This is a genomic window from Aster yellows witches'-broom phytoplasma AYWB (assembly GCF_000012225.1).
GTDB lineage: Bacteria > Bacillota_I > Bacilli_A > Acholeplasmatales > Acholeplasmataceae > Phytoplasma.
Map to the genome: position 1 here is coordinate 103,465 of NC_007716.1, position 19,668 is coordinate 123,132.

At 26.5% G+C, this 19,668-nt stretch carries 13 protein-coding genes, 4 tRNA genes and 1 pseudogene; 11 read left to right on the forward strand and 7 right to left on the reverse strand.

Translation table 11 applies throughout. The features are described 5' to 3' along the window. Nucleotides 1-360 precede the first annotated feature (360 nt). The gene (locus tag AYWB_RS00420; RefSeq protein ID WP_041639786.1) at nt 361-633 is read left to right on the forward strand and encodes a hypothetical protein; all 273 of its coding nucleotides are present in this window, start codon (nt 361-363) and stop codon (nt 631-633) included. 401 nt (nt 634-1,034) lie between these two features. Here AYWB_RS00420 and AYWB_RS00425 read toward each other — a convergent pair whose 3' ends face one another. The 4 genes from AYWB_RS00425 to AYWB_RS00440 are packed head-to-tail and all read right to left on the reverse strand — an operon-like array spanning nt 1,035 to nt 5,243. Then, a complete protein-coding gene (locus AYWB_RS00425; RefSeq protein ID WP_011412376.1) occupies nt 1,035-2,249 on the reverse strand; it encodes an ABC transporter substrate-binding protein in 1,215 nt (404 codons plus the stop codon). Nucleotides 2,250-2,267: 18 nt separating this feature from the next. Then, nucleotides 2,268-3,158 carry an ABC transporter permease gene (locus AYWB_RS00430; protein ID WP_011412377.1) on the reverse strand — a complete coding sequence of 297 codons (891 nt, stop codon included), beginning with the start codon at nt 3,156-3,158 and terminating at the stop codon, nt 2,268-2,270. Beyond that, nucleotides 3,148-3,996 (reverse strand): ABC transporter permease, encoded by an 849-nt coding sequence (locus tag AYWB_RS00435; RefSeq protein WP_011412378.1) that lies wholly within the window; start codon nt 3,994-3,996, stop codon nt 3,148-3,150. Before AYWB_RS00435 ends, AYWB_RS00430 begins: the two co-directional genes overlap by 11 nt. Further along, entirely contained in the window at nt 3,990-5,243 is a 1,254-nt protein-coding gene (locus tag AYWB_RS00440) for an ABC transporter ATP-binding protein (protein WP_011412379.1), read from the reverse strand. Before AYWB_RS00440 ends, AYWB_RS00435 begins: the two co-directional genes overlap by 7 nt. A 579-nt stretch (nt 5,244-5,822) precedes the next feature. Here AYWB_RS00440 and AYWB_RS00445 point away from each other — a divergent pair. From AYWB_RS00445 to AYWB_RS00475, 8 genes are all read left to right on the forward strand, one after another. Beyond that, the gene (locus AYWB_RS00445; RefSeq protein ID WP_011412380.1) at nt 5,823-7,577 is read left to right on the forward strand and encodes an AAA family ATPase; all 1,755 of its coding nucleotides are present in this window, start codon (nt 5,823-5,825) and stop codon (nt 7,575-7,577) included. Between the two features lie 2,065 nt (nt 7,578-9,642). Then, a complete protein-coding gene (locus AYWB_RS03840) occupies nt 9,643-9,810 on the forward strand; it encodes a hypothetical protein (protein ID WP_011412381.1) in 168 nt (55 codons plus the stop codon). A gap of 1,198 nt (nt 9,811-11,008) precedes the next feature. Beyond that, entirely contained in the window at nt 11,009-12,697 is a 1,689-nt protein-coding gene (locus tag AYWB_RS00450; RefSeq protein WP_238374413.1) for a ribonuclease J, read from the forward strand. A gap of 273 nt (nt 12,698-12,970) precedes the next feature. Beyond that, a complete protein-coding gene (locus AYWB_RS00455) occupies nt 12,971-13,834 on the forward strand; it encodes a DegV family protein (RefSeq protein ID WP_011412383.1) in 864 nt (287 codons plus the stop codon). Nucleotides 13,835-14,153: 319 nt separating this feature from the next. After that, nucleotides 14,154-14,229: transfer RNA gene (locus AYWB_RS00460), tRNA-Glu, on the forward strand. Nucleotides 14,230-14,242: 13 nt separating this feature from the next. Continuing rightward, nucleotides 14,243-14,319: transfer RNA gene (locus tag AYWB_RS00465), tRNA-Arg, on the forward strand. Between the two features lie 25 nt (nt 14,320-14,344). Then, nucleotides 14,345-14,421: transfer RNA gene (locus AYWB_RS00470), tRNA-Pro, on the forward strand. A 28-nt stretch (nt 14,422-14,449) separates the two neighbouring features. Continuing rightward, nucleotides 14,450-14,524: transfer RNA gene (locus tag AYWB_RS00475), tRNA-Gly, on the forward strand. A gap of 146 nt (nt 14,525-14,670) precedes the next feature. On the opposite strand, the gene AYWB_RS00480 is transcribed toward AYWB_RS00475, so the two are convergent. After that, nucleotides 14,671-15,489, reverse strand: a complete 819-nt coding sequence (locus AYWB_RS00480) for an HAD-IIB family hydrolase (RefSeq protein WP_011412384.1) — start codon at nt 15,487-15,489, stop codon at nt 14,671-14,673. Nucleotides 15,490-15,682: 193 nt separating this feature from the next. Here AYWB_RS00480 and AYWB_RS00485 point away from each other — a divergent pair, with 193 nt between their 5' ends. Continuing rightward, nucleotides 15,683-17,374: a ribonuclease J gene (locus AYWB_RS00485; protein WP_011412385.1), complete on the forward strand. Its 1,692-nt coding sequence runs from the start codon at nt 15,683-15,685 to the stop codon at nt 17,372-17,374. 374 nt (nt 17,375-17,748) lie between these two features. On the opposite strand, the gene AYWB_RS03550 is transcribed toward AYWB_RS00485, so the two are convergent. Together AYWB_RS03550 and AYWB_RS04490 are read right to left on the reverse strand one after the other, a co-directional pair. Then, nucleotides 17,749-17,982, reverse strand: a complete 234-nt coding sequence (locus tag AYWB_RS03550) for a hypothetical protein (RefSeq protein ID WP_011412386.1) — start codon at nt 17,980-17,982, stop codon at nt 17,749-17,751. Nucleotides 17,983-18,059: 77 nt separating this feature from the next. Next, nucleotides 18,060-18,231: pseudogene (locus tag AYWB_RS04490) on the reverse strand (sigma-70 family RNA polymerase sigma factor); the annotation flags it as partial. A 425-nt stretch (nt 18,232-18,656) separates the two neighbouring features. On the opposite strand from AYWB_RS04490, the gene rnhC reads away from it, so the two are divergent. Continuing rightward, entirely contained in the window at nt 18,657-19,646 is a 990-nt protein-coding gene (rnhC, locus tag AYWB_RS00490; RefSeq protein WP_238374414.1) for a ribonuclease HIII, read from the forward strand. The last annotated feature ends 22 nt before the right edge of the window (nt 19,647-19,668 follow it).

The following is a 19,668-nucleotide window of genomic DNA, read 5'->3' on the forward strand; positions in this document are numbered from 1 at the left end:
TTTTCATCATTGTTACAACATCTAAACTATATAGACCTTATTGACCCTGCTATTTTATCTTGTTTCGCTTTCAAAATTGAAGTTTAAGAATTAAAAGAAGATTGTTTATTAGTTTTAGGTTTTATGCTACAATACAATAAAATAATAAATATATATAATTTATTATAACAAAAGAAATATTAATAAAAATTAATTATATTTTGACTTATTTTGCGGTATAATGATTTTACATAGTGTTTATACTATTACAATTATAAAAAAAAATAAGAGATAATTGTATAATTAAAATTAAATAATAGCATTTTTTTAAAGTTGGAATCATTTAAGAATCTCCATATTAGAAAAGAGTTTTTTTGCAAAGTGAATAATTTAAAACAATCCAAACATTTTTTATTGGCTAAGGTGTGCTTGTGGTTATTTTCATTATTGATTTTTATTGCATTATTAGAAAATATAATCCCAGTTTGGGCAAATAATCCATTAAAAGAAATTTTAGTTACTAAAAAAGTTATAGAAAAAAGAAAATATTTAGAAGAAAGTAACCCAGATAATAAATTAGTTGATTGTCAAAATGCTGACATTTATGATTCAATTTATGATGCCAACAATCTCAATATCACAAAGACATTATAAATTAGAAAGCACAGAAAATAATAAATTAGTTGATTGGCAACAACGTTATACTTGGGTTAAAAGTAGCAATTATAGAACCAATATTGCCTCTTACAAATGTTTTAGCGGATAAAAATTACTCCGAAAATTAAAGTTTATTTGCCTCAAACAAACAATAAAGTAGCTGATTTGAATGATTTAAAATCTCAAACTCATATAAAAACATTTACCTATATATTATTTATTTTATTGCTTGCTATTTTTATTATTACAATTTATTTTTATATAACAAAAATAATTAATTGAAATACTAAATTAGTTCTTAATTGTTTCATATATAAAGAAAAACCAATTTAAAAGTTGGTTTTTTTAATATTAATTGTGATTAATATTTGGTTTTAGAACAAATCATATTAAAGTTTTTATTTTTTTGGTAGTTGTTCTAATCGTAATTTATTTTTCAATTTGTGATGTAAATATATGATAAAAATAGCTAAAAAAATTAAAAAACTTAAGATAAATAGCCAATAATCTTTTTGACTGGGAAAAGCAATAATGTCATTCCAATAAGCATTGATGGTTTTTTGGGTGGTTTGGTCGTATTTATAAACTTCATCGTTATTTTGGATTTGTATTTTGGGACTTCCCTGAAAATTTTCTAATTCTTCATAAGGAGAATTATATTTAGTAAAAGCTAAATTGTTTTTGTAATTTTCTTTTTGTCTTAAAAAATTGATGAACTTATAAGCTAGTTCTTTTTTACTTACTTTAGGCATTACCAAAGCATCAACCCAAACATTTGTTCCTTCTGTAGTAGAAAAATAATCCAGATTATTATTTTGTTCTTTTAAAAAATTAGCATCCCCTGAATAAGCAATAACTATATCATAATATTCGTTATTTTTATTTTTCATGCGGTCCATTAATTGATCGTTGATAAAAGCTAAGTTAGGTTTTTGTTCTTTGAGTTCCAAGAGCCATTTTTTGGCTTTATCTAATTCATTTTTGGAAGGGTTTGCAATTTTTCCTTCAGTAGCTTTTAGACCTACCATTAAACCGTCGCGAGCGTTATTGCATAAAGCTACTTTTAAATTGGTTTCTTTTAAATATTTAAACCCTTTATCTTTGAGTTCATTAATTTCTGATTCATTCATTTTGTTTTTATTATAAAGAATAACCACTTTACCCCAAAAATAAGGAACGGCATAATCCTTAAAATTAAATTCAGAAGGGAGTTTTTTTGCAAGCTTTTCGTTTAATTTATAATAATGTTTGTTATCTTTCATTAATTTGTCATTCTCTATTGTTTCTAACATTTCACTTTGTTTTAATTGATCAATTGCATATTCACTTAAAATAGCTAGATCATATTGATTTTTACTTTTAATTTTGGTAACTGCAAGTTCGTTAGAAGAAAAAAGAACTTGTTTAACTTTGATGTGAGTTTCTTTTTCAAACTTTTCAATAATGCTAGGTTCTAAGTATTCTCCCCAATTAAATAATGTTAATGTTTGTTCTTCTTGGTGTTGGGGAAGTAATTTATTTTTGGTTCTAAGATTAAGAATAATAAGAATAACAAAAGTTGTTGTGAAAATTAAAAGTAATATTTTTGCTACAGTTTTAATTGTCTTTTTCATTTTGTATCAAATTCGTTTTCATTGTTGTTTGCCTCTACTTCTATTTTTGGGTTTTTCCTTTGGTTTTTTTTGGTTGTTGTATTTAATGGAATTCAGGATAATTTTAGAACTAGCAATAATAATTAAAATAGTAGATAAAGCATTTACAGTTGGGTTAATAGTTCCTTTGAGGCTGTAGATATAAGCAGAAATATTTTGACATTCAGAACCACCTACAAAATAAGAAATCATAAAGTCATCAAAAGAAAGGCTAAAGGAAAGCATAGCTCCTAAAAGCATAGCTCCTTTAAGTTGTGGCAGTATTACTTTGGTTAAAGCTTTGAGTGGGGTTGCTCCTAAATCATAGGCTGCTTCTAAAGAATGAGGGTCAAGATTTATTACTTTAGGATATACAGTAATAACTACAAAAGGAGTGCAAAAAGATATGTGAGCTAAAAGCATTTTCCAAAAACCAGATTCCAAACCCATAAAACCAAAGATAACAAATAATGCTAAAGCAGTAATAATTTCAGGAATAACAATAGAAAAATTACTTACATCAAGAACGATGTTGCGCCATTTTTTGTTAAGATTTTGAGCAAGGCTAATAGCCGAAAAAGTACCTAAAAAAGTAGAAATTAAAGTGGTTAGGCAAGCAATGTATAAAGTTATTTTGATAGCAGTTTTAACTGTTTGGTCAGTCCACAGTTTAGAATACCATTTAAAGCTAAAACCTTGCCAATTAACTAAAGATGCAATTCTGCCTTCGCTTTTGTTAAAAGAAAAAATAATTAAAGATAAAATAGGAATATAAATAAAGCTTAAAACTAAAATGATATATAAAATGTTAGTAATGTTTTTTTTGGGATTTGTTTGGATTTTGGTAGAATCAGTTTTTGGGGATTTAGTCCCGGATAATTTAATTGACATCTTTTCTTTCTCTTAAACTTAATTTTTTAAAAATTTGAAAAATCAAAAACATTGTTAAAGAAAGATGAATAGCGATTGCACAAGCCTGTTTTATTTCACCACTTAATAAAGCTTTGTTTTCGATTAATTCAGCAATAGTAATTTGGGTAGTTGCTCCTAGATAACGTGGAGCTACAATATTAGTTGCTGTTTGTAAAAAGACAAGACAAATGCCTGCAAGCACTCCTGAAAGTGATAAGGGCCAAATAATTTTTTGCAATACTTGCCATTCATTTGCTCCTAGATCTTTGGAGGCTTGAATAAGTTGGGGATTTATTTTGATAATTGCAGTGTAGATGGGTAAAAACATGAACGGTAAAAATAAATAAATAAGTCCTACAATCATAGCAAAATCAGTTTCTAAAAGGTTCATATTAAAAGTTTTTTGTAATAAGTTAAATATTTGGACTAATGCTTGGGTTTTTATAATCATATTAATCCACATAGTGCCATTGATGAGAACTACAAGAAAGCTTTGCCATTTCATTTTGAGGCGAGAAATCATATAGGCTAGAGGATAGACAATGATAAAGACACAAAAAGTAACAATAATAGAAATTGCAATTGATCTAGCAAGGACGTATAAAAATGATTGATTGAATAAAAAATCTTGATGGTGTTGCAAAGTAAAACGGGTTGCAAAAAATGCTGTTTGTTGGTTAGTATCCTGAAAAGAATCAAATAAAATAAAGCCCATAGGTAAAATAATTAATACCAACAAAATAATATAATAAGGTGAAATTAATAGTTTGTATAGCTTTTGATTGTCCTTGCAAGTATAGGTTTTTTTCATTACCAAATCTCCATTACATGAATGTCTTCAGGATTAAAAGTGATATCTATTTTTTTGTTTAATTCAACATGGTCAGTAGTATGAATAATGTAGGTTCTTTGAGCGGTTTTAACATCAATTTCCCAATGAACTCCTTTAAAAATAATAGATTGCACTATACCTGTAATTAAGCCTTTTCCTTGGTAAACAATATCGATGTCTTCGGGACGAATAACGATATCTACATTTTCTTCTTTTCGAAAACCCTTATCTACACAATTAAAAGTTTGATTGTCAAAATGAACTAAAAAATCATCTTTCATCACTCCTTTAATTAAGTTTGATTCTCCCACAAATTGAGCTACAAAACGGTTAGCAGGCTCGTTGTAAATATCTTCAGGACTTCCTATTTGTTGAATTTCGCCGTTATTCATGACAACTACTTTATCACTCATAGTAAATGCTTCTTCTTGGTCGTGAGTGACAAATAAAAAAGTAATTCCTGAGTTTTTTTGTATTTCTTTAAGTTCGTATTGCATTTCTTGTTTTAATTTTAAATCTAAATTAGATAAAGGCTCATCAAGTAATAAAACTTGAGGTTTGTTAATTAAAGCTCTTGCAATTGCAACTCGTTGTTGTTGTCCACCTGATAATTGTTCAATAGTTCTTTTTTCAAGTCCTTGTAAACCCATAATTTTAATGTATTTTAATACTTCTTTTTGGATTTGTTCTTCTTGTTCTTTCTTGTTTATTTTTTTGCATTTAAGAGCAGTTTGTTTTGCTTCAAAATCTTTGGTTAGAGCTTCAATTTGATTGTTAAAGTTATTTGTAATTTGGGTAGTTTTTTCTTGAGCCAAATCTTTAGTTAATTCTTGGTGAAAAGTTTTTGATAAATTGGCTTTGCTAGTTTTATAATGAGTTTCATTAATATCTAAATTATCTTTAATCTTGGAGTTAAAATCTTTTAAACGTAAGCCAAAAGCTACATTTTCAAAGACATTTAAATGAGGAAATAAAGCGTATTTTTGAAAAACAGTATTAATTGGTCTTTTGTGAGCAGCTACATTTAAAATGCTTTTTCCTTGAAATAAAACCTCTCCGCTACTAGGGTTTTCAAAACCGCCTAAAATACGTAAAATAGTAGTTTTTCCACAACCTGAAGGACCTAATAAAGTGACAAATTCATTTTGTTTAATTTCTAAATTGATGCCTCTTAAAATTAATTGATTGTCAAATACTTTGGTTAAATCTTTTAAAATAATTAATGTTTTCATGGTTTGATGCCTATCTTTTTGGAAAAATAAAGTTTTAAACTTTATAAGTTTAAGTTGTAAATTGTTGTTTAATTATCAAATATAAAAAAATATTAATTAAACAAAAATATAATAAATTAGTCAATAAAATAATTATAAAGCAAAATAATCATTTTATAACAAAATAAAAAAGTAGTAATTAAAATTGCAACAATAAACAATCAAAAAGAACCAAAATCTCTTAATATTTTAAATTTATTTATTGCTAATTTTAGCTTATCATAAAATTAATAAATTGCAATCATAAAAAGTTCTTTTTTTCTGATATTGTTATAATATCTCTAAATTTTGTTAAAATAAATGTGTTAAGAAAATTATAGTAAAATGATTTTTTGCAAATATTAATTAAAATAATTAAAAATTGTTCGATAAATGATTATAAATATGCTTATTTTTTTTGGTATTTGCCAATTTGTTTATTTTCATTAAAAATTTTATAGTTGGAAAATATTTTTTTATCATTTCAAATTAATTTAATAAAAAAATGAATCCAACCAAACTAACTAATTAATATATAAAAAATATAAAGGAAGGTATATTATGAAATGGGAACCGCAAAGATTTGAATATCCTGAACCAGATAATCAACCGAAAAATCCGCCAAATTATCCAACCCCACCTAAAAAACCTAAAAATTATTTGACAATTGCTACTAATATAAGCACTATTATTTTAAATATTATTGTGATTTTCTTTCTGCTTGCTTTAATTAAGGGAGCTGAAAATTTTGCTAATTCTATGGGAAAATACAACAAAGAAGATATTATATGGGCACGAGAAAAAGAATACATAACCAAAGGCAATTTTGATATTGATAGCTTTTCTGGATATGATGAAGTCAAAGACGAGTTAAAAGAATATATTAAAGCAGTAAATGATGATGCAAATGAAATGAACCTTTTGCCTCGTAAAGATTTACCAAGAGGAGTTTTATTGTACGGCTCTCCAGGAACAGGAAAAACTTATTTAGCTAAATGTTTAGCAGGTTCTGTTAAAGGCAAAGCTCCTTTTTTTGTTACTACTGGTTCTGATTTTGTCGAAAAATATGTAGGAGTCGGAGCAGCTCGTGTAAGAGGTTTATTTAAAGTAGCTCAAGAAACCGCCAAACAACGTGGACAGAGTTATTATTTTATCTTTATTGATGAAATTGATGCTATTGGAGCTGAAAGAAGCAAAGAAAAAAGCGCTCAAGAACATTCAGGCACTCTTAATGCTTTATTAACTCAACTTGATGGAGTAGATTCAGATGAAAAAGCTCCACAAGCTATTGTTATTGGAGCAACTAATCGTAAAGATTTTTTAGATGATGCCTTAATTAGAGAAGGTCGTTTAGGGAAGCACATTTATTTAGGCACTCCGGATTTAAAAACAACCCAAGCCTTACTTACAGCTTTTATGAAACGCGAAAACATTCAAGAAAAAAATTATCCTTCAAAAGATGAATTAAAACAAGTGGCAAAAATTCTGCACGGATCTCATTTTACTCCTTCAGATATTAATTCTTTAGTGAAAGAATCTAAAAAGATAGCCTTCAAAGATACTAATTCCCTAAACAAAAAAATTACGCCTTCACATATTTATGATGCTATGGATTTAATTTTAATGGGTCCTGAATTAAAACAAAGTACCTCTCAAGCAGATAAAAAAAGAGTTATTAATCATGAATTAGGACATGCCATAGTAGCTCATGCTCTAGGGTTTGATGTGCATCGCGTAACTGCCAAACCAAGAGGACAAGCAGGGGGATATACTATCTTTTTGTCTGCTAGTAATGAAGACGAACAAGCCAATCAATTATTAACTAAACAAGATTTATTAAAACAAATGATTACTGCTTTGGCAGGGATTTCAGCTGAAGAAGTGTTTGAAACTAGTGTTAGTGTTGGTTGTTGTGATGATTTGAAAAAGGTGCGTTCTATTGCCACTAAAATGGTAAAAGATTTTGGAATGTCATTAGGTTCGGAAAGTATGGATTTTAGTTTGGATGATAATGCTCAAACTAAAGAAATTAATGCAATTATTCAAGCTAGTTATAATGCAGCTAAAGAAATTATTGAAAAATATAAAGCCAATCCAAATGATAAAGATAACAAAACTCCTAATAAACAATGGGAATATTTAAGTGAAAAACTTGATACACAAAATTTAGGAAAAGATGATTTTTTGTCTGTAGAAGGTCAATATTTTTATACAACAACAATTTCAACTGTTGAAGTTCAAAAAGAAACAACATCAACTAATAAAAAAGAATACAAAATAAAATTAGAAGATAATGAATTTAGACAAAGACCTTAATAAACCCTTCTTAATTGATGGGTTTTTTATTTTATTTACTTTAATTTTATTTTTTTAATATCCCTTAAAGCTTCAAAATTAATTAATATTATTTGCAAAAAAAATTATTGTATAATATATATTAATAAATACTAATAATTTGATGATTTGTAGAAAAAGCAATAATCATTTATTTTAAAAACAATTTAAAAAATATTTATCTTTTTTTGATACATTTATCATAATTATGACAACAAAACCCAACAATCGCTTTGTGATATTAAAAATCTTTAGAAAGCAATAAATTGTTTAAAAACATTAAATTCAAAATCTTTTTATCAATGATTAATTATCAATTATACAGTCTTATAAATTAATTATTAGATAATTATATAAATTAATTTGTTTAGTAAGTAATCATTTATAATTATTGATACTCTATTTTAACAAAACTAAAAAGCCATTTATTAATTGGCTATTTTTATAACATTGATTTATAATATCAATTTATTTTATTTACATTTTTGTATTTTGGGAAAGTTAAATATTTATTCATTTAAAATTATTGCATTTAACAATCTTTTTTTATATTTTACCCTAACTTACTTTTTCATTTATTTGTCCAATTTTTCACTTTACTTATTTTAGTTTTATTTTAAAAACCATTTATTTTTTTTTTGTTGTTGTTGTTTTGATATTTTTTATCTATAAAGAAATACCAACCAAGAAACACAAAAAACAAAGAAAACTAATATAGCAAAAATAAAATTATTAAAATATAAAAAAACATATATTCAAACAGTATAAAAGGAAATAATTAACTCGGCTTATGATTATCGATATTAGTGGTATTTGTATTAATTTTTTTAATAAGGTAAAATCTTTTTTTCGAAATTAATTCAATATTTAATTAAAAATAAGGTATTTCGGTATTTTAATTATTATTTTTGGTAACCTTTTGTATTTTTTTTATTTTGGTTTCATATTAAAGTTTTTGCTAAGAAAAATTTCAATCCTAATGCTCTTAAAGGAGGTATTTTCTTAGGGGTGGGTCTGCGCTGTTACGTTTTTTAGACAATTTTTCTCTAAAATTTTTCTAAAAACGTAACAGCGCAATGATTTAATATCAAGTTACAATACTGAAGGAGACAAAGATTTAAAGTATTTTATTATTGAATTGAGTCAATTGATCCTCAATTGAAATCAGGTCCTAATGGTTTAGGAAATTTTGTTTAAAAAGGAGATACCAAAAGACAAAAAGAAATTAATTATTCTTTGATGAAGATATTTATTTATAATATATGAAAGACAAAGATGGAAAAGATATGGATGTTATTTATGATTTTAAATATGTTTTTACAAGATTACATGAATTAAATAAAAAGAAAAGAAGCCCAGAATAAGAAAAAGAATTTAGTACTTTATTTAATTTTTTTTATAAATTTATTCTTGGCAATCTAAAAAAATTGATGAATTCCAACAAAGATTTGATTCATTAAAAGATATTAAAAGATATTAAATTAGAATCTAAGATTTTTTAAAAATGTTTAGATGATTCAGGAAGATAAGAAATAAAATAAGAAGAACAAAAATTTAGAGTTTTAAATAAATGTGCCTTTGCTTTTGAAAATGATAAAAAACAAACAAAAACTAAATCAACAAACGATTCATTAAAAAATCAATTTTGAAGAAATAAAATTAGAATTTAAGAATTTGAAAAAATGTTTATACAAAGAAAAAACTAAATGAGAAAAAGTTAAAAAAAGATACAAGAAACCAAGAAGAAGAAAAAGAATTTAATGATTTAGAAAAAATAACAAGAAGCAGCAAAGAACAAGGCAATACAAAAGAAACAAACGAAATAATTTGTTTAGAAAATAAACTTAATAGCATTAGAAACAAATTAAAAGAATTTAAAGATAGAGTTTACAAAAATACTTATTAAAAAAAGGTTATATAATACCTTATTAATTAGTATTGATGGATTATTAATAGGCTTTTTATTAGCTTTATTTTTATTAGGTAAAAAGACTAAAGTAACAAAAAAACAAGAACTAATAACACTTTTGTAAAAGCATGTTATAAAATGATTTCTAAATTTGTTGATAAAGGACAAATTGAGTCTGCTTTTTCTTTAGGAATGAACCAAAAACAAACTTTTTACAATATTATTTTCTCACAAGCATTAAAAAAATCAGTTCCTTTTGTAATAACTAAATTTATTATCAATATTAAAGATTTTACCTCTTTTTGATTTTATGGTCTGGATTGCTAACTGAAATATGGGAATTGCTGCTTATATTTCATAACTCCTTTTGTCGTTCTTTCCATAATTTATTGGGTTTTAATTCAGTGTAATAAAACTTTGGTTAAATATTTATAAAAAAATTAAACCCTTATTTTAGCAAAAAAATGTAACAAATAATAAAATAGTGATTACGCACTTTATTGAGTATTTTACTACATAAATAATTTCTTTTGTCAACTTTGAGGCAAAAATGCGTTTTTAAAAATTATTTTTTTAGTATAATATAAGTATATTAGATAATATTTAGTATTTTGTTTAATTACTTAAATTTTTAAATCAAAAGCAATAATTCAGCTTATTTTAAAAAATCAAAATTAATACTAAAAATAATATTAAAATTAACTTGTAAAAAAGTTATAATCTAGATTTAAAACCAAATATTTACAAGAAATTTGTTTTTTAAAATAAGCTGAATTATTGCTTTTGTAAAAAAATTATAAGCCAATTTTAAAAATTATAAATAATTCAAAAAAACTTTTTTACCCCCAAACCCAATTTTTTTCAATTATTTATGATTTTGAAAATTATTAAAAATATTTATCAATAAAAAATGCAATATTTGACAAAACCAAAGAAAACTGAAAAAATATTTTTTTTAAATGATTTAAAATTATTATCAAATTGACCCAAACCATTAATAATCCACCTATTTTTTTCTTTTTTCCTTCTGGCTAATATTTTTTAATATTCAAAATTTGATTTTGACTCTTATAAAATATTTTTTAACCTAATAAATAACATTTTTGCTACAATAAAATACGAACAAGTTTTCAAAAAAATTTTTCGCGCATTTGTTTCAAGTTTTTTATTGAATTTAATTGCAATGCAATTGCTATTTTATTTTTATTTTGGGCATTTTGCAAATTTATTTATTGATAAATTAAATAAATGCGAAATTATCGCATCCAAATTTGGCTTTTTAAAAAAAATCTAAATTGACCAAACGAAAAAATATTTACTAAATAATTCAACAATTCCAATAATTACCAAACCTCAAACCTGAATATATTTTTCAATGCTCGATTCTGGATTTGCGATCCCAATTCAATCCCAATTTTTATTTTTTTAATTTTCAAAACATTTCAAGAAATTATTTTCATCTTTAATTATGAATAATTTTCAAATTACAAACTGGAGGTTCCAAGTGAATGACATTAAATTTTTTGCTTTAGGAGGGCTGGGCGAAAGTGGAAAAAATTTTTACGTATTGCAAATTAACGACTCTTATTTTTTACTTGATGCTGGACTAAAATATCCTAATACTAATCTTTATGGAATCGATTCTATGATTGCTGATTATTACAAATTACAGGATATCAAAGATAAGATTAAAGGTGTTTTTTTATCATCGGCTTTTGAAACCAATTTGGGTGCCTTACCTTATTTGATGAAAGATTTTGATATCCCTGTTTATGCTTCTTATTTTACGATGCAAGTCCTAAAAGCGCATTTTCAAAGTCATAAAATTAATTATCGCAATTTCAATCTACAAATCGTGAAAAGTGACGAAAGACTTATTTTTGATGATGTGGCAGTGGCCTTTTTTGCTACATCGCAGTTGATTCCTGAAACATTGGGGATGGTTTTTCAAACTAAAAGAGGTAGCATCATTTATTCTGGCGACCTGAAATTATTGCATTCTAAAAATAAATTTTTTCAAACTAATTTTACAAGATTAGCTCAATTAGCACAACCCAAAGTGCTTACCTTTTTGCCTTCTTGTCGTGGGGCTTTTATCACATCTTCTCATAATAACGATGCATCGAGTTTTGAGCACAAATTGAATAACTATTTTAGCAATCACTTGCTGAAATCTGAAGGCATTATTGTTATTCCTTCTTTGATGCCTGATTTGTTAAAAATTCAATCTGTAGTGAATTTGGCATGTAGACTTAATTTTAAAATAACTTTTTTAGGTAGAAAAAGTGAAAAAATTATTGATGTTGCTTTGAAAAAAGGTTTTTTAAAAGTGCCTTCTTTCAATTTAGTGGAATTAAAAACACTAGAAGACTCCAAAAAACATCCAAAATTAGTTGTCTTTGTGCTAGGTAAGCATTTTGAGCCTTTGTTTCATTTGCAAAAAATGTGTCAAAAAACAGATAATTTAATTCATTTAACGACCCAAGATTTAGTGTTGTTGATGTCCAAAGAAATGTCAGGAATTGCCAAAATGCAATCTCAAACCCTAGATCTTTTGTCGCGTCACAACATTCCAGCCCGTGTTTTGGTCAAAGATTTAGACGCTTGTTCCGATGATTATGAAAAAACCCTTAAATTGATGCTTAATTTTTTAAAACCTCAATACATTATTCCTGTTATGGGTGAATATCGTCATCAATATCAAGTGCAAAAAATTGCTCAAAGTTTAGGATTCAAACTCAACCAAATTTTCTTGTTAGAAAATGGCAGCATTTGGCATTGCGACTCACAAAAAGATGCCTTTGCTGAATCTAATACTGGAGTTCTTACAGAAATTTTAATTGATGGCACTCCCGTTATTGATGGGCAAGATTTTATTATGAAAGACCGTGAACTTTTAGCAGCGGATGGAGTTGTAATTGTTGTTGCCAATGTTAATGCTAAACACAAAAAAATAGTAGGAGCACCACAATTAGTAAGTAAAGGTTTTTTGGCAGATTCTGAAACTAGTCATATTTTTCCTAAGTTAAAAGCTATTTTTGATGAAAAAAGTGAAATTTTTTTGAAAAAAAAGTATCTTAAATGGAATGATTTCAAAAAAAATATTAGAGAATCATTAGTTAAATTTTTATTCAAAGAAACTAAAAAAAGACCTATTGTTATTCCTATTTTTATCAGTGTTAAAAGTGAATAAAAAGAATAATAAATAAAAATAAATACGATAAGAAATAATAAGAAATTTGTCAAAAATAAAATAATAATTCAATATAAAAAAAGTTAATTTTATTTTTGTTCCGTTTTCCTTTAACCCCAATTCAACCCTAATTACAAACAACTAACACCTACTTTTAATTCTAATTTATTTTGATATTTTAATTATATTTTTCCCCCCCAAACACTTTTCATTACCAAAAACCTTTATATGGCAAATAATTGGCATCCCTAAAGCAAATTAAAGGAGAATGATGTGAAAATAAAAGTTGCAACCACTTCTACTAGCTGTCTTGATTATTGCTCGCATTCTTGTGATATTGATATTCTTAGAATCAAAATTTTGATCGATTATCAAGAATATATTGATGGTAAAACCATGAAATACGATCAATTTTATCAAATGTTTAAAAAAACCCCTGATTTTATGCCTAAAACTTCACAAGTATCAGTGGGTGAAATGGTAGTTTATTTTGAAAAATTATCTTTACAAGGTTATCAAAAAGTTTTTGTAACTACGCTGTCTTCTGCTTTAAGTGGCACTTATAATGCTATTATTCAAGCAGGGAAAATGGTATCAGATAAAATTGATGTACACTGTTATGATACTAAAACTGTCTGTTTTTGTGAAGGTTTTTTTGCCCTAGAAGCTTATCGTTTATTTGCAGAAGGCAAATCCATAGAACAAGTTGTCAAGCATTTAGATTTTATTAAAGAAAATAATACCATTTTTTTTATGACCAAAAAACTCACACAATTAATCAAAAATGGACGTTTAGTAGGAGTAAAAAGTTTTTTTGGTCGTCTTTTGAGAATAAATCCCATTTTACAAGTTCAAAAAGATGGTAAAATTGCTTTAATTAAAAAGACTTTAAGTTCCCATAAAGCAATTTTAGCCATAATTTCTAAAATCAAAGAATACACCCAAAATCATGATTACCAAATCCATTTAATTTTTACAGGGAACCCTGAATTAAAAAATGAGTTTCAACAAGTTTTAGAAACCCAATTAGGCTTAAAAAATTTATTACAAATCCCTTTAACTCCTGTTATTGGATGTCATGTAGGAGATAGCGCTATTGGAGTAGGAATTATTAGAAAACCTAAATTTCAAAAATAATACGCTTGCCATTATTATAGTTTTTACAAAATTAAAAAATAGTATAAATATTAATTCTTGCTCCTTAATTCTTGCAAAATTTATTTTTTGAGTTCCTGCGCGACTGCATTTCCAAACCAAAATATCGTAATAATACATATTTTCCAAATATTTTTCATAAAAAATTTTATTATTTGACTTTTTGGCTAAATGTTGGTATAATAATTATTGGTTAAAATTAAAAAAACTTTTGAATAACTTATTTTATTTTGATGCACTTTAAGAGATTATTTTTATTTATACTTTATGATTTATTCCAAGGTATAAATAAAAAATATTAGGCCCGTTGGAGAAACGGTTAACTCACATGCCTTTCACGCATGCATTCACGGGTTCAAATCCCGTACGGGTCACCAATTTGATAAAAAAGCACCCATAGCTCAATTGGATAGAGCATCTGACTACGGATCAGAAGGCTAGGGGTTCAAATCCTCTTGGGTGTGCCAATAAAAAATCATAAATTTCAATTAACGGGAAGTGGCTTAGCTTGGTATAGCGCCTGGTTTGGGACCAGGAGGTCGCGGGTTCAAATCCTGCCTTCCCGACCATTCCTTAATTAACTATTTAAATATCTAGGCGGGCGTCGTATAATGGCCATTACCTTAGCCTTCCAAGCTAAAGACGTGGGTTCGATTCCCATCGCCCGCTCCATTTATTATTCCCCATAATAATAAATATAAAACAAAACTATAAACTAAAAAGTTAAACCGCTTATCTCATCAATAAACGGTTTAACTTTTATTATATATTAACACAACAAAAAAACTGCAACAATTTATTGCAGATTTTTTAAACTATTAAATTATTTTTTTAGTTTTAAAAAAATCATACATGCGGTCTTCATCTATATGAGGGCTTACAAAATTAGCAATTTTTTTTAAATCTTTTATTTTGGTATTTCCCATAGTGATTGCCACATCAGCTAATTTAAGCATTTCAAAGTCATTGGGACCGTCTCCCATACAAATCAATTGATGATTAGGATAAAGAGCCTTAATTTGTTTAATGCCGTATGATTTGTCTATTTTTTGGTACATTATATCAACAAAGCCACTGTCCCAAAAGTAAGCTTTTAATTGGGGCATATCTTTTAAAAAATGTTTTATCTTTTCTTTATCATTTTCTTTATCGTTTTCTTTATAATTTAATAATACCATTTGATAAACTTTTTGTTGCTTAAAAAAAGCATCATTTAGAACTAGTTTTTGTTCCCCTTTAAAATTGCTAATATTTTTGAGTTTTTGGTCTTTTTGTAAATCTATGGCAAAAATTTCGTCTAAGGTAAAAAGAGTTAAAGCGACTCCATTTGTAGCGGCTGCTTTTTCTACTTGCATAATATCTTTTTGGTCAAAGTAAACCCCATTAAGTACTTTTTCTTCTTGTTTTTTTTGTGCTTGCATTGTAAGAGCGCCGTTACACAAAACTAAATATTTAAATAAAGGTCTTAATTCTTTTAAAACTCCTAATCTAGCATAACTTCTGCCTGTAGCGATTCCTAAAACTACATTAGGATCTTTCGAAAGTTCTTTGATTAACGCTTTTGTCTGAGGCAAAATAGCTTTATTTTTATTACTTCTTAAAGTGCCGTCAATATCAAAAAAAATTAGTTTTTTCATAAACTTTATTACCTATTTTCTTTATGAATATAATTTATAATGTCTTTTTTGCTAAAAATATCAATTTTATGCAATAATTAATTACAATTATTGCTTATATTATACTATAATATAGGTAGTAATAATCGTTAAAATAGGAAACCTTAGCAGTTTTTTTATTGATTTTAATAAGATTTAAAGGAGAATAATTTTTATGAATAATTTAGACCCAAAGATTAATAGCTATAATTCCGATGTTTCTTTCTTTGCTTTGGGAGGGCTTGGCGAAGTTGGCAAAAACATGTATGTTTTTGAAATTCACAAGCAAATTTTTATTGTAGATTCAGGGATTTTGTTTTCAGATGATTTTTTGTTAGGAGTCAATTACGTCATTCCTGATTATGATTATTTATTGAAAAACGAATCTCGCATTGTAGGGCTTTTTGTTACTCACGGACATGAAGATCATATTGGAGGCATTCCTTATTTGCTTAAAAAAGTGCGTATTCCTAAAATTTTTGTCTCAGGGATTGCATATTATTTGTTGGAACACAAATTAGCAGAGCATAAAGAAATTGGTACCCTACCCAAAATAGAAAAATACAGCCATGATACCAAATACGAATTTAGACATCAAGTAAACGTTTCTTTCATCAGGCTTAACCACTCTATTCCTGACACTTTTGGTATCGTTTTTAACACCAAATACGGTAATATTTTTTATACTGGGGATTTTAAAATTGATTATACTCCTGTAGGTCCAGAAGCGGAATACGACAAATTAATCAAGATTAAACAAGAAGGTGTTTTATGCCTCCTTTCTGATTCTACTAATGCCGAGCAATCTGGGTTGGTCCAATCTGAAAGTACTATTGGGGATTCCATTAATGAACTCTTTGTAAATATTGCAGACCGCATCATTATTGTTACTTTTGCATCTAATTTTTACCGCATAAAACAAATTGTAGAAGCTGCTATTCAGACTAAAAGAAAAGTTGCAGTGTTTGGTCGCAGTATGGAAAAAGCTTTGGAAATTGGTAAAAAACATGGCTATCTTAACATTCCTGAAGGCGCCCTTGTCACAAACAATAACATTCACAAATATCGTGATATTATCTTACTTTGCACCGGGTCACAAGGAGAGCCCTTAGCAGCTTTAAGCAGAATGGCCAATAACACTCACAGACAAATTAAGTTAAGCCCCAAAGATACTATCATTTTTTCTTCTTCTCCCATTCCTGGAAACCAAGAAAACATTAATAAAATTTTTGATTTGCTTTTCAAAAAAAATGTCAACATCATAACTCACGGACCTTTAATTAAAACTCACGTATCAGGACACGGCAACCAAAATGACCTGAAATTAATGCTTTCGCTTACCAAACCTAAATATTTTATTCCAGTTCACGGCGAACATCGCATGCTAATTGCACACAAAAATTTAGCCCTAGAATGTGGCATTCCAGAAAGTAATATTTTCATCTTAGAAAATGGACAAATGGTAAACTTAGCTCCCGAAAAAGCCGCCATTACCCAAAAAATGAACGTGGGTAACATCTTTATCGATGCTTCTGGGATAGACGATGTGGGCAATTCTATCCTAAAAGAACGCCGTAGTCTGAGTGAAAAAGGCTTATTTTCTGTTGTTATGAGCATTGATTTAAAAAGAAAAAAAGTCCTTAATTTACCAACAATTGTTTCTCGTGGCTTTATTTATATGAAAGATAATCAAGAAATGATTAAACAAATTTCTTATGATATTAAAAATAGCATTGAAACAGCTATTAAACAAGATGAAGTGCAAAAAGAGACTTTAAACAAAATTATCGTTGATTATCTTGCCTCTAAAATATACGGAATTACTTTGAGGAATCCAATTATTATTCCTATTATTTTAACAGTTTAAGTAGTTTTAGCAAATTTTGAATTATTTAGCTTATTTCCATTATTTTAAAAACTATTTGAGATTTTTTACAATGATATCTTTCTTTTTGATATTAAAATTTTTTATTGAATCACAATAAATAACTTTTTACCCTTTTTCCTTTTCTCTTCTTTTTCTTGCCTTGATTTGTCTTAGGATTATAAATATTCTTTAAAATTAAATCATTTTTTAACTAAAAATATAATATTTTAATATATTAATATCTCATTTTTGCATACCAAAATTCTGTGCTATTCCCTTTTTTAGATAAATTTTGTCTCTAAAATTTTTATTTAAGGATAAAAAATTAAGTAGATAATTTCATATCTTTTCAAACTACAAAAATAATTATAATTTCATTTTCTTAACGTAATTTTAACTTTTTTGTTTGATTTTTGAAATAAAAAAGGATGTTGACTTTGTAAGATGGTTTTCGTTTGGCCGAATAAACTGTTCCTTGATTGGAATGAATGATACAAGGTTCTTTTTAATAGAGGTAATTTTTGGATGGTGTTTAAAACTAATTCTTTTTTTTTTTTTTTGATGTTTGGAAGTGTGGAAAGCGATAATTTGGTTGTTGAAAGAATCAATGATGCAAAAAAAATATAAAAATACTTGGGGATTTTTGAAATAAGTGATGTCGGTAAATATTTTTTGGAGGGGTTTATTTGATTAATCCTGAAATCCCTTCTTGATACAAAACCTCTTTAGTTAAAAAATTTAGGGCAATATTTAAATTGATAAACTATTTTTTTACTAAAGATAAATGAAGTTCGATTAATTTATTACGAATTTCTAAATTCTTTTTATTTTTTTAAAAAATCTTTAAATAATTTTTTATCTTAACATTTAATTCCTCTCTAAAAACATTTTTAGAAAAGATATGAAATTTTTTTTTAATCTTTGAAACAAAAAAAGACTCACACTTTTGGAACACCTCAAATTCTCTTATCATTTGCAAATTTTTTTTATTTATAAACTCAAGTTTCAAAACAATTTTTGCTCCTTTTAATTTATAAATTTTCTATTTATAAAAAATTTAATTAAAAAAATAAACCAAGAATAATTTTCAATTAAAAATTAGAATGTTTTTCAAATATTCTAATTTTTTTTATATAAATTGCAATTATTAGCTTGTTATTTTATTTTTTTTAGTTTATTGTGATATATAATAAAAGAAGTGATTATAAATTTTGTCTTTTTTGGAAAACCTAAGACAACAAAAAATGCCCAAATGCAAGAAATATTAAGGATGTGTTGAGTGATGTCAAATTATAGTTTAAAATTGAACAACAATCAATTATTAACAATTAAAAAATTCTACCGCAAACAATTAAAATTATCAGCTAATAAAACGGTTGCTTTTGTTGTAGACAAATCTTTCGCTAAAATAACAGTTTATAATAATGGAACTTTGTTGGTGCAAGGGAAAAATGCCCTTTTTATGGTTTCTTTTATTAAAAAAATGTTGAAAATGAAAACAGTGAGCGATAATAGCGAAATAAAAGAAGTTAGTTATTCGTTAGTCAAAAAAGCCCCAACGTTAAAAACTAAAAGCAATTTGGGGACAAATTTATTTTTGCAACTTAACAATAAAAAAACTTATTATCTGCCATCCATCGGTTCTGATGAAGTAGGTACAGGAGACGTTTTTGGTCCTGTTGTTGTTTGTTGTGTTTATTTGACTGCTAAAAATATTGCTTTTTTACAAAACCTAGGAATTATTGCCGAATCCAAAAAAATCTCAGATGAAAAAATAATAAATATAGCTCCTTTAATTATGAAAGAAGTTATTTATTCTTCTAAAATAATGATGCCTTTGGAATACAATCAAATAATCAAACAATGTAATCTGAATAAAATCAAGGCTTTAATGCATAACGAAGCAATTAAGCAAACTGTTTTTAAAGCCCCTCCAAATGTTCCTGTTATTTTAGATCAATTTTGTTTTCCTAAAAATTATTTTAATTATTTGCAAGACCAAAAAGACCAAAATGAGGTTTATACAAACATTATTTTTGAAACCAAGGCTGATAGTTCTTATTTTAGTGTTGCTGTGGCTTCTGTTATTGCTAGATATCTTTTTTTAACGCAAATAGCAAAACTTTCTAAGCAAATTAATTTTAAATTGCAATTAGGAGCAGGCAAATTGTTAGATTTGCAAATTGATTTGATAGTAAAACAACACGGATTAGAGATTTTGCCTCAAATTGCTAAGTGTAATTTTAAAAATATTTTACGCAAAATGGAATAAATTTATAATATTGGCGCTTGCT

Coding starts and splice junctions, on each gene's coding strand:
- AYWB_RS00425 (WP_011412376.1), bottom strand. CDS start 2,249: ATGAAAAAGACAATTAAAACTGTAGCAAAAATATTACTTTTAATTTTC.
- AYWB_RS00430 (WP_011412377.1), bottom strand. CDS start 3,158: ATGTCAATTAAATTATCCGGGACTAAATCCCCAAAAACTGATTCTACC.
- AYWB_RS00440 (WP_011412379.1), bottom strand. CDS start 5,243: ATGAAAACATTAATTATTTTAAAAGATTTAACCAAAGTATTTGACAAT.
- AYWB_RS00445 (WP_011412380.1), top strand. CDS start 5,823: ATGAAATGGGAACCGCAAAGATTTGAATATCCTGAACCAGATAATCAA.
- AYWB_RS03840 (WP_011412381.1), top strand. CDS start 9,643: ATGATTTCTAAATTTGTTGATAAAGGACAAATTGAGTCTGCTTTTTCT.
- AYWB_RS00480 (WP_011412384.1), bottom strand. CDS start 15,489: ATGAAAAAACTAATTTTTTTTGATATTGACGGCACTTTAAGAAGTAAT.
- AYWB_RS00485 (WP_011412385.1), top strand. CDS start 15,683: ATGAATAATTTAGACCCAAAGATTAATAGCTATAATTCCGATGTTTCT.
- rnhC (WP_238374414.1), top strand. CDS start 18,657: ATGTCAAATTATAGTTTAAAATTGAACAACAATCAATTATTAACAATT.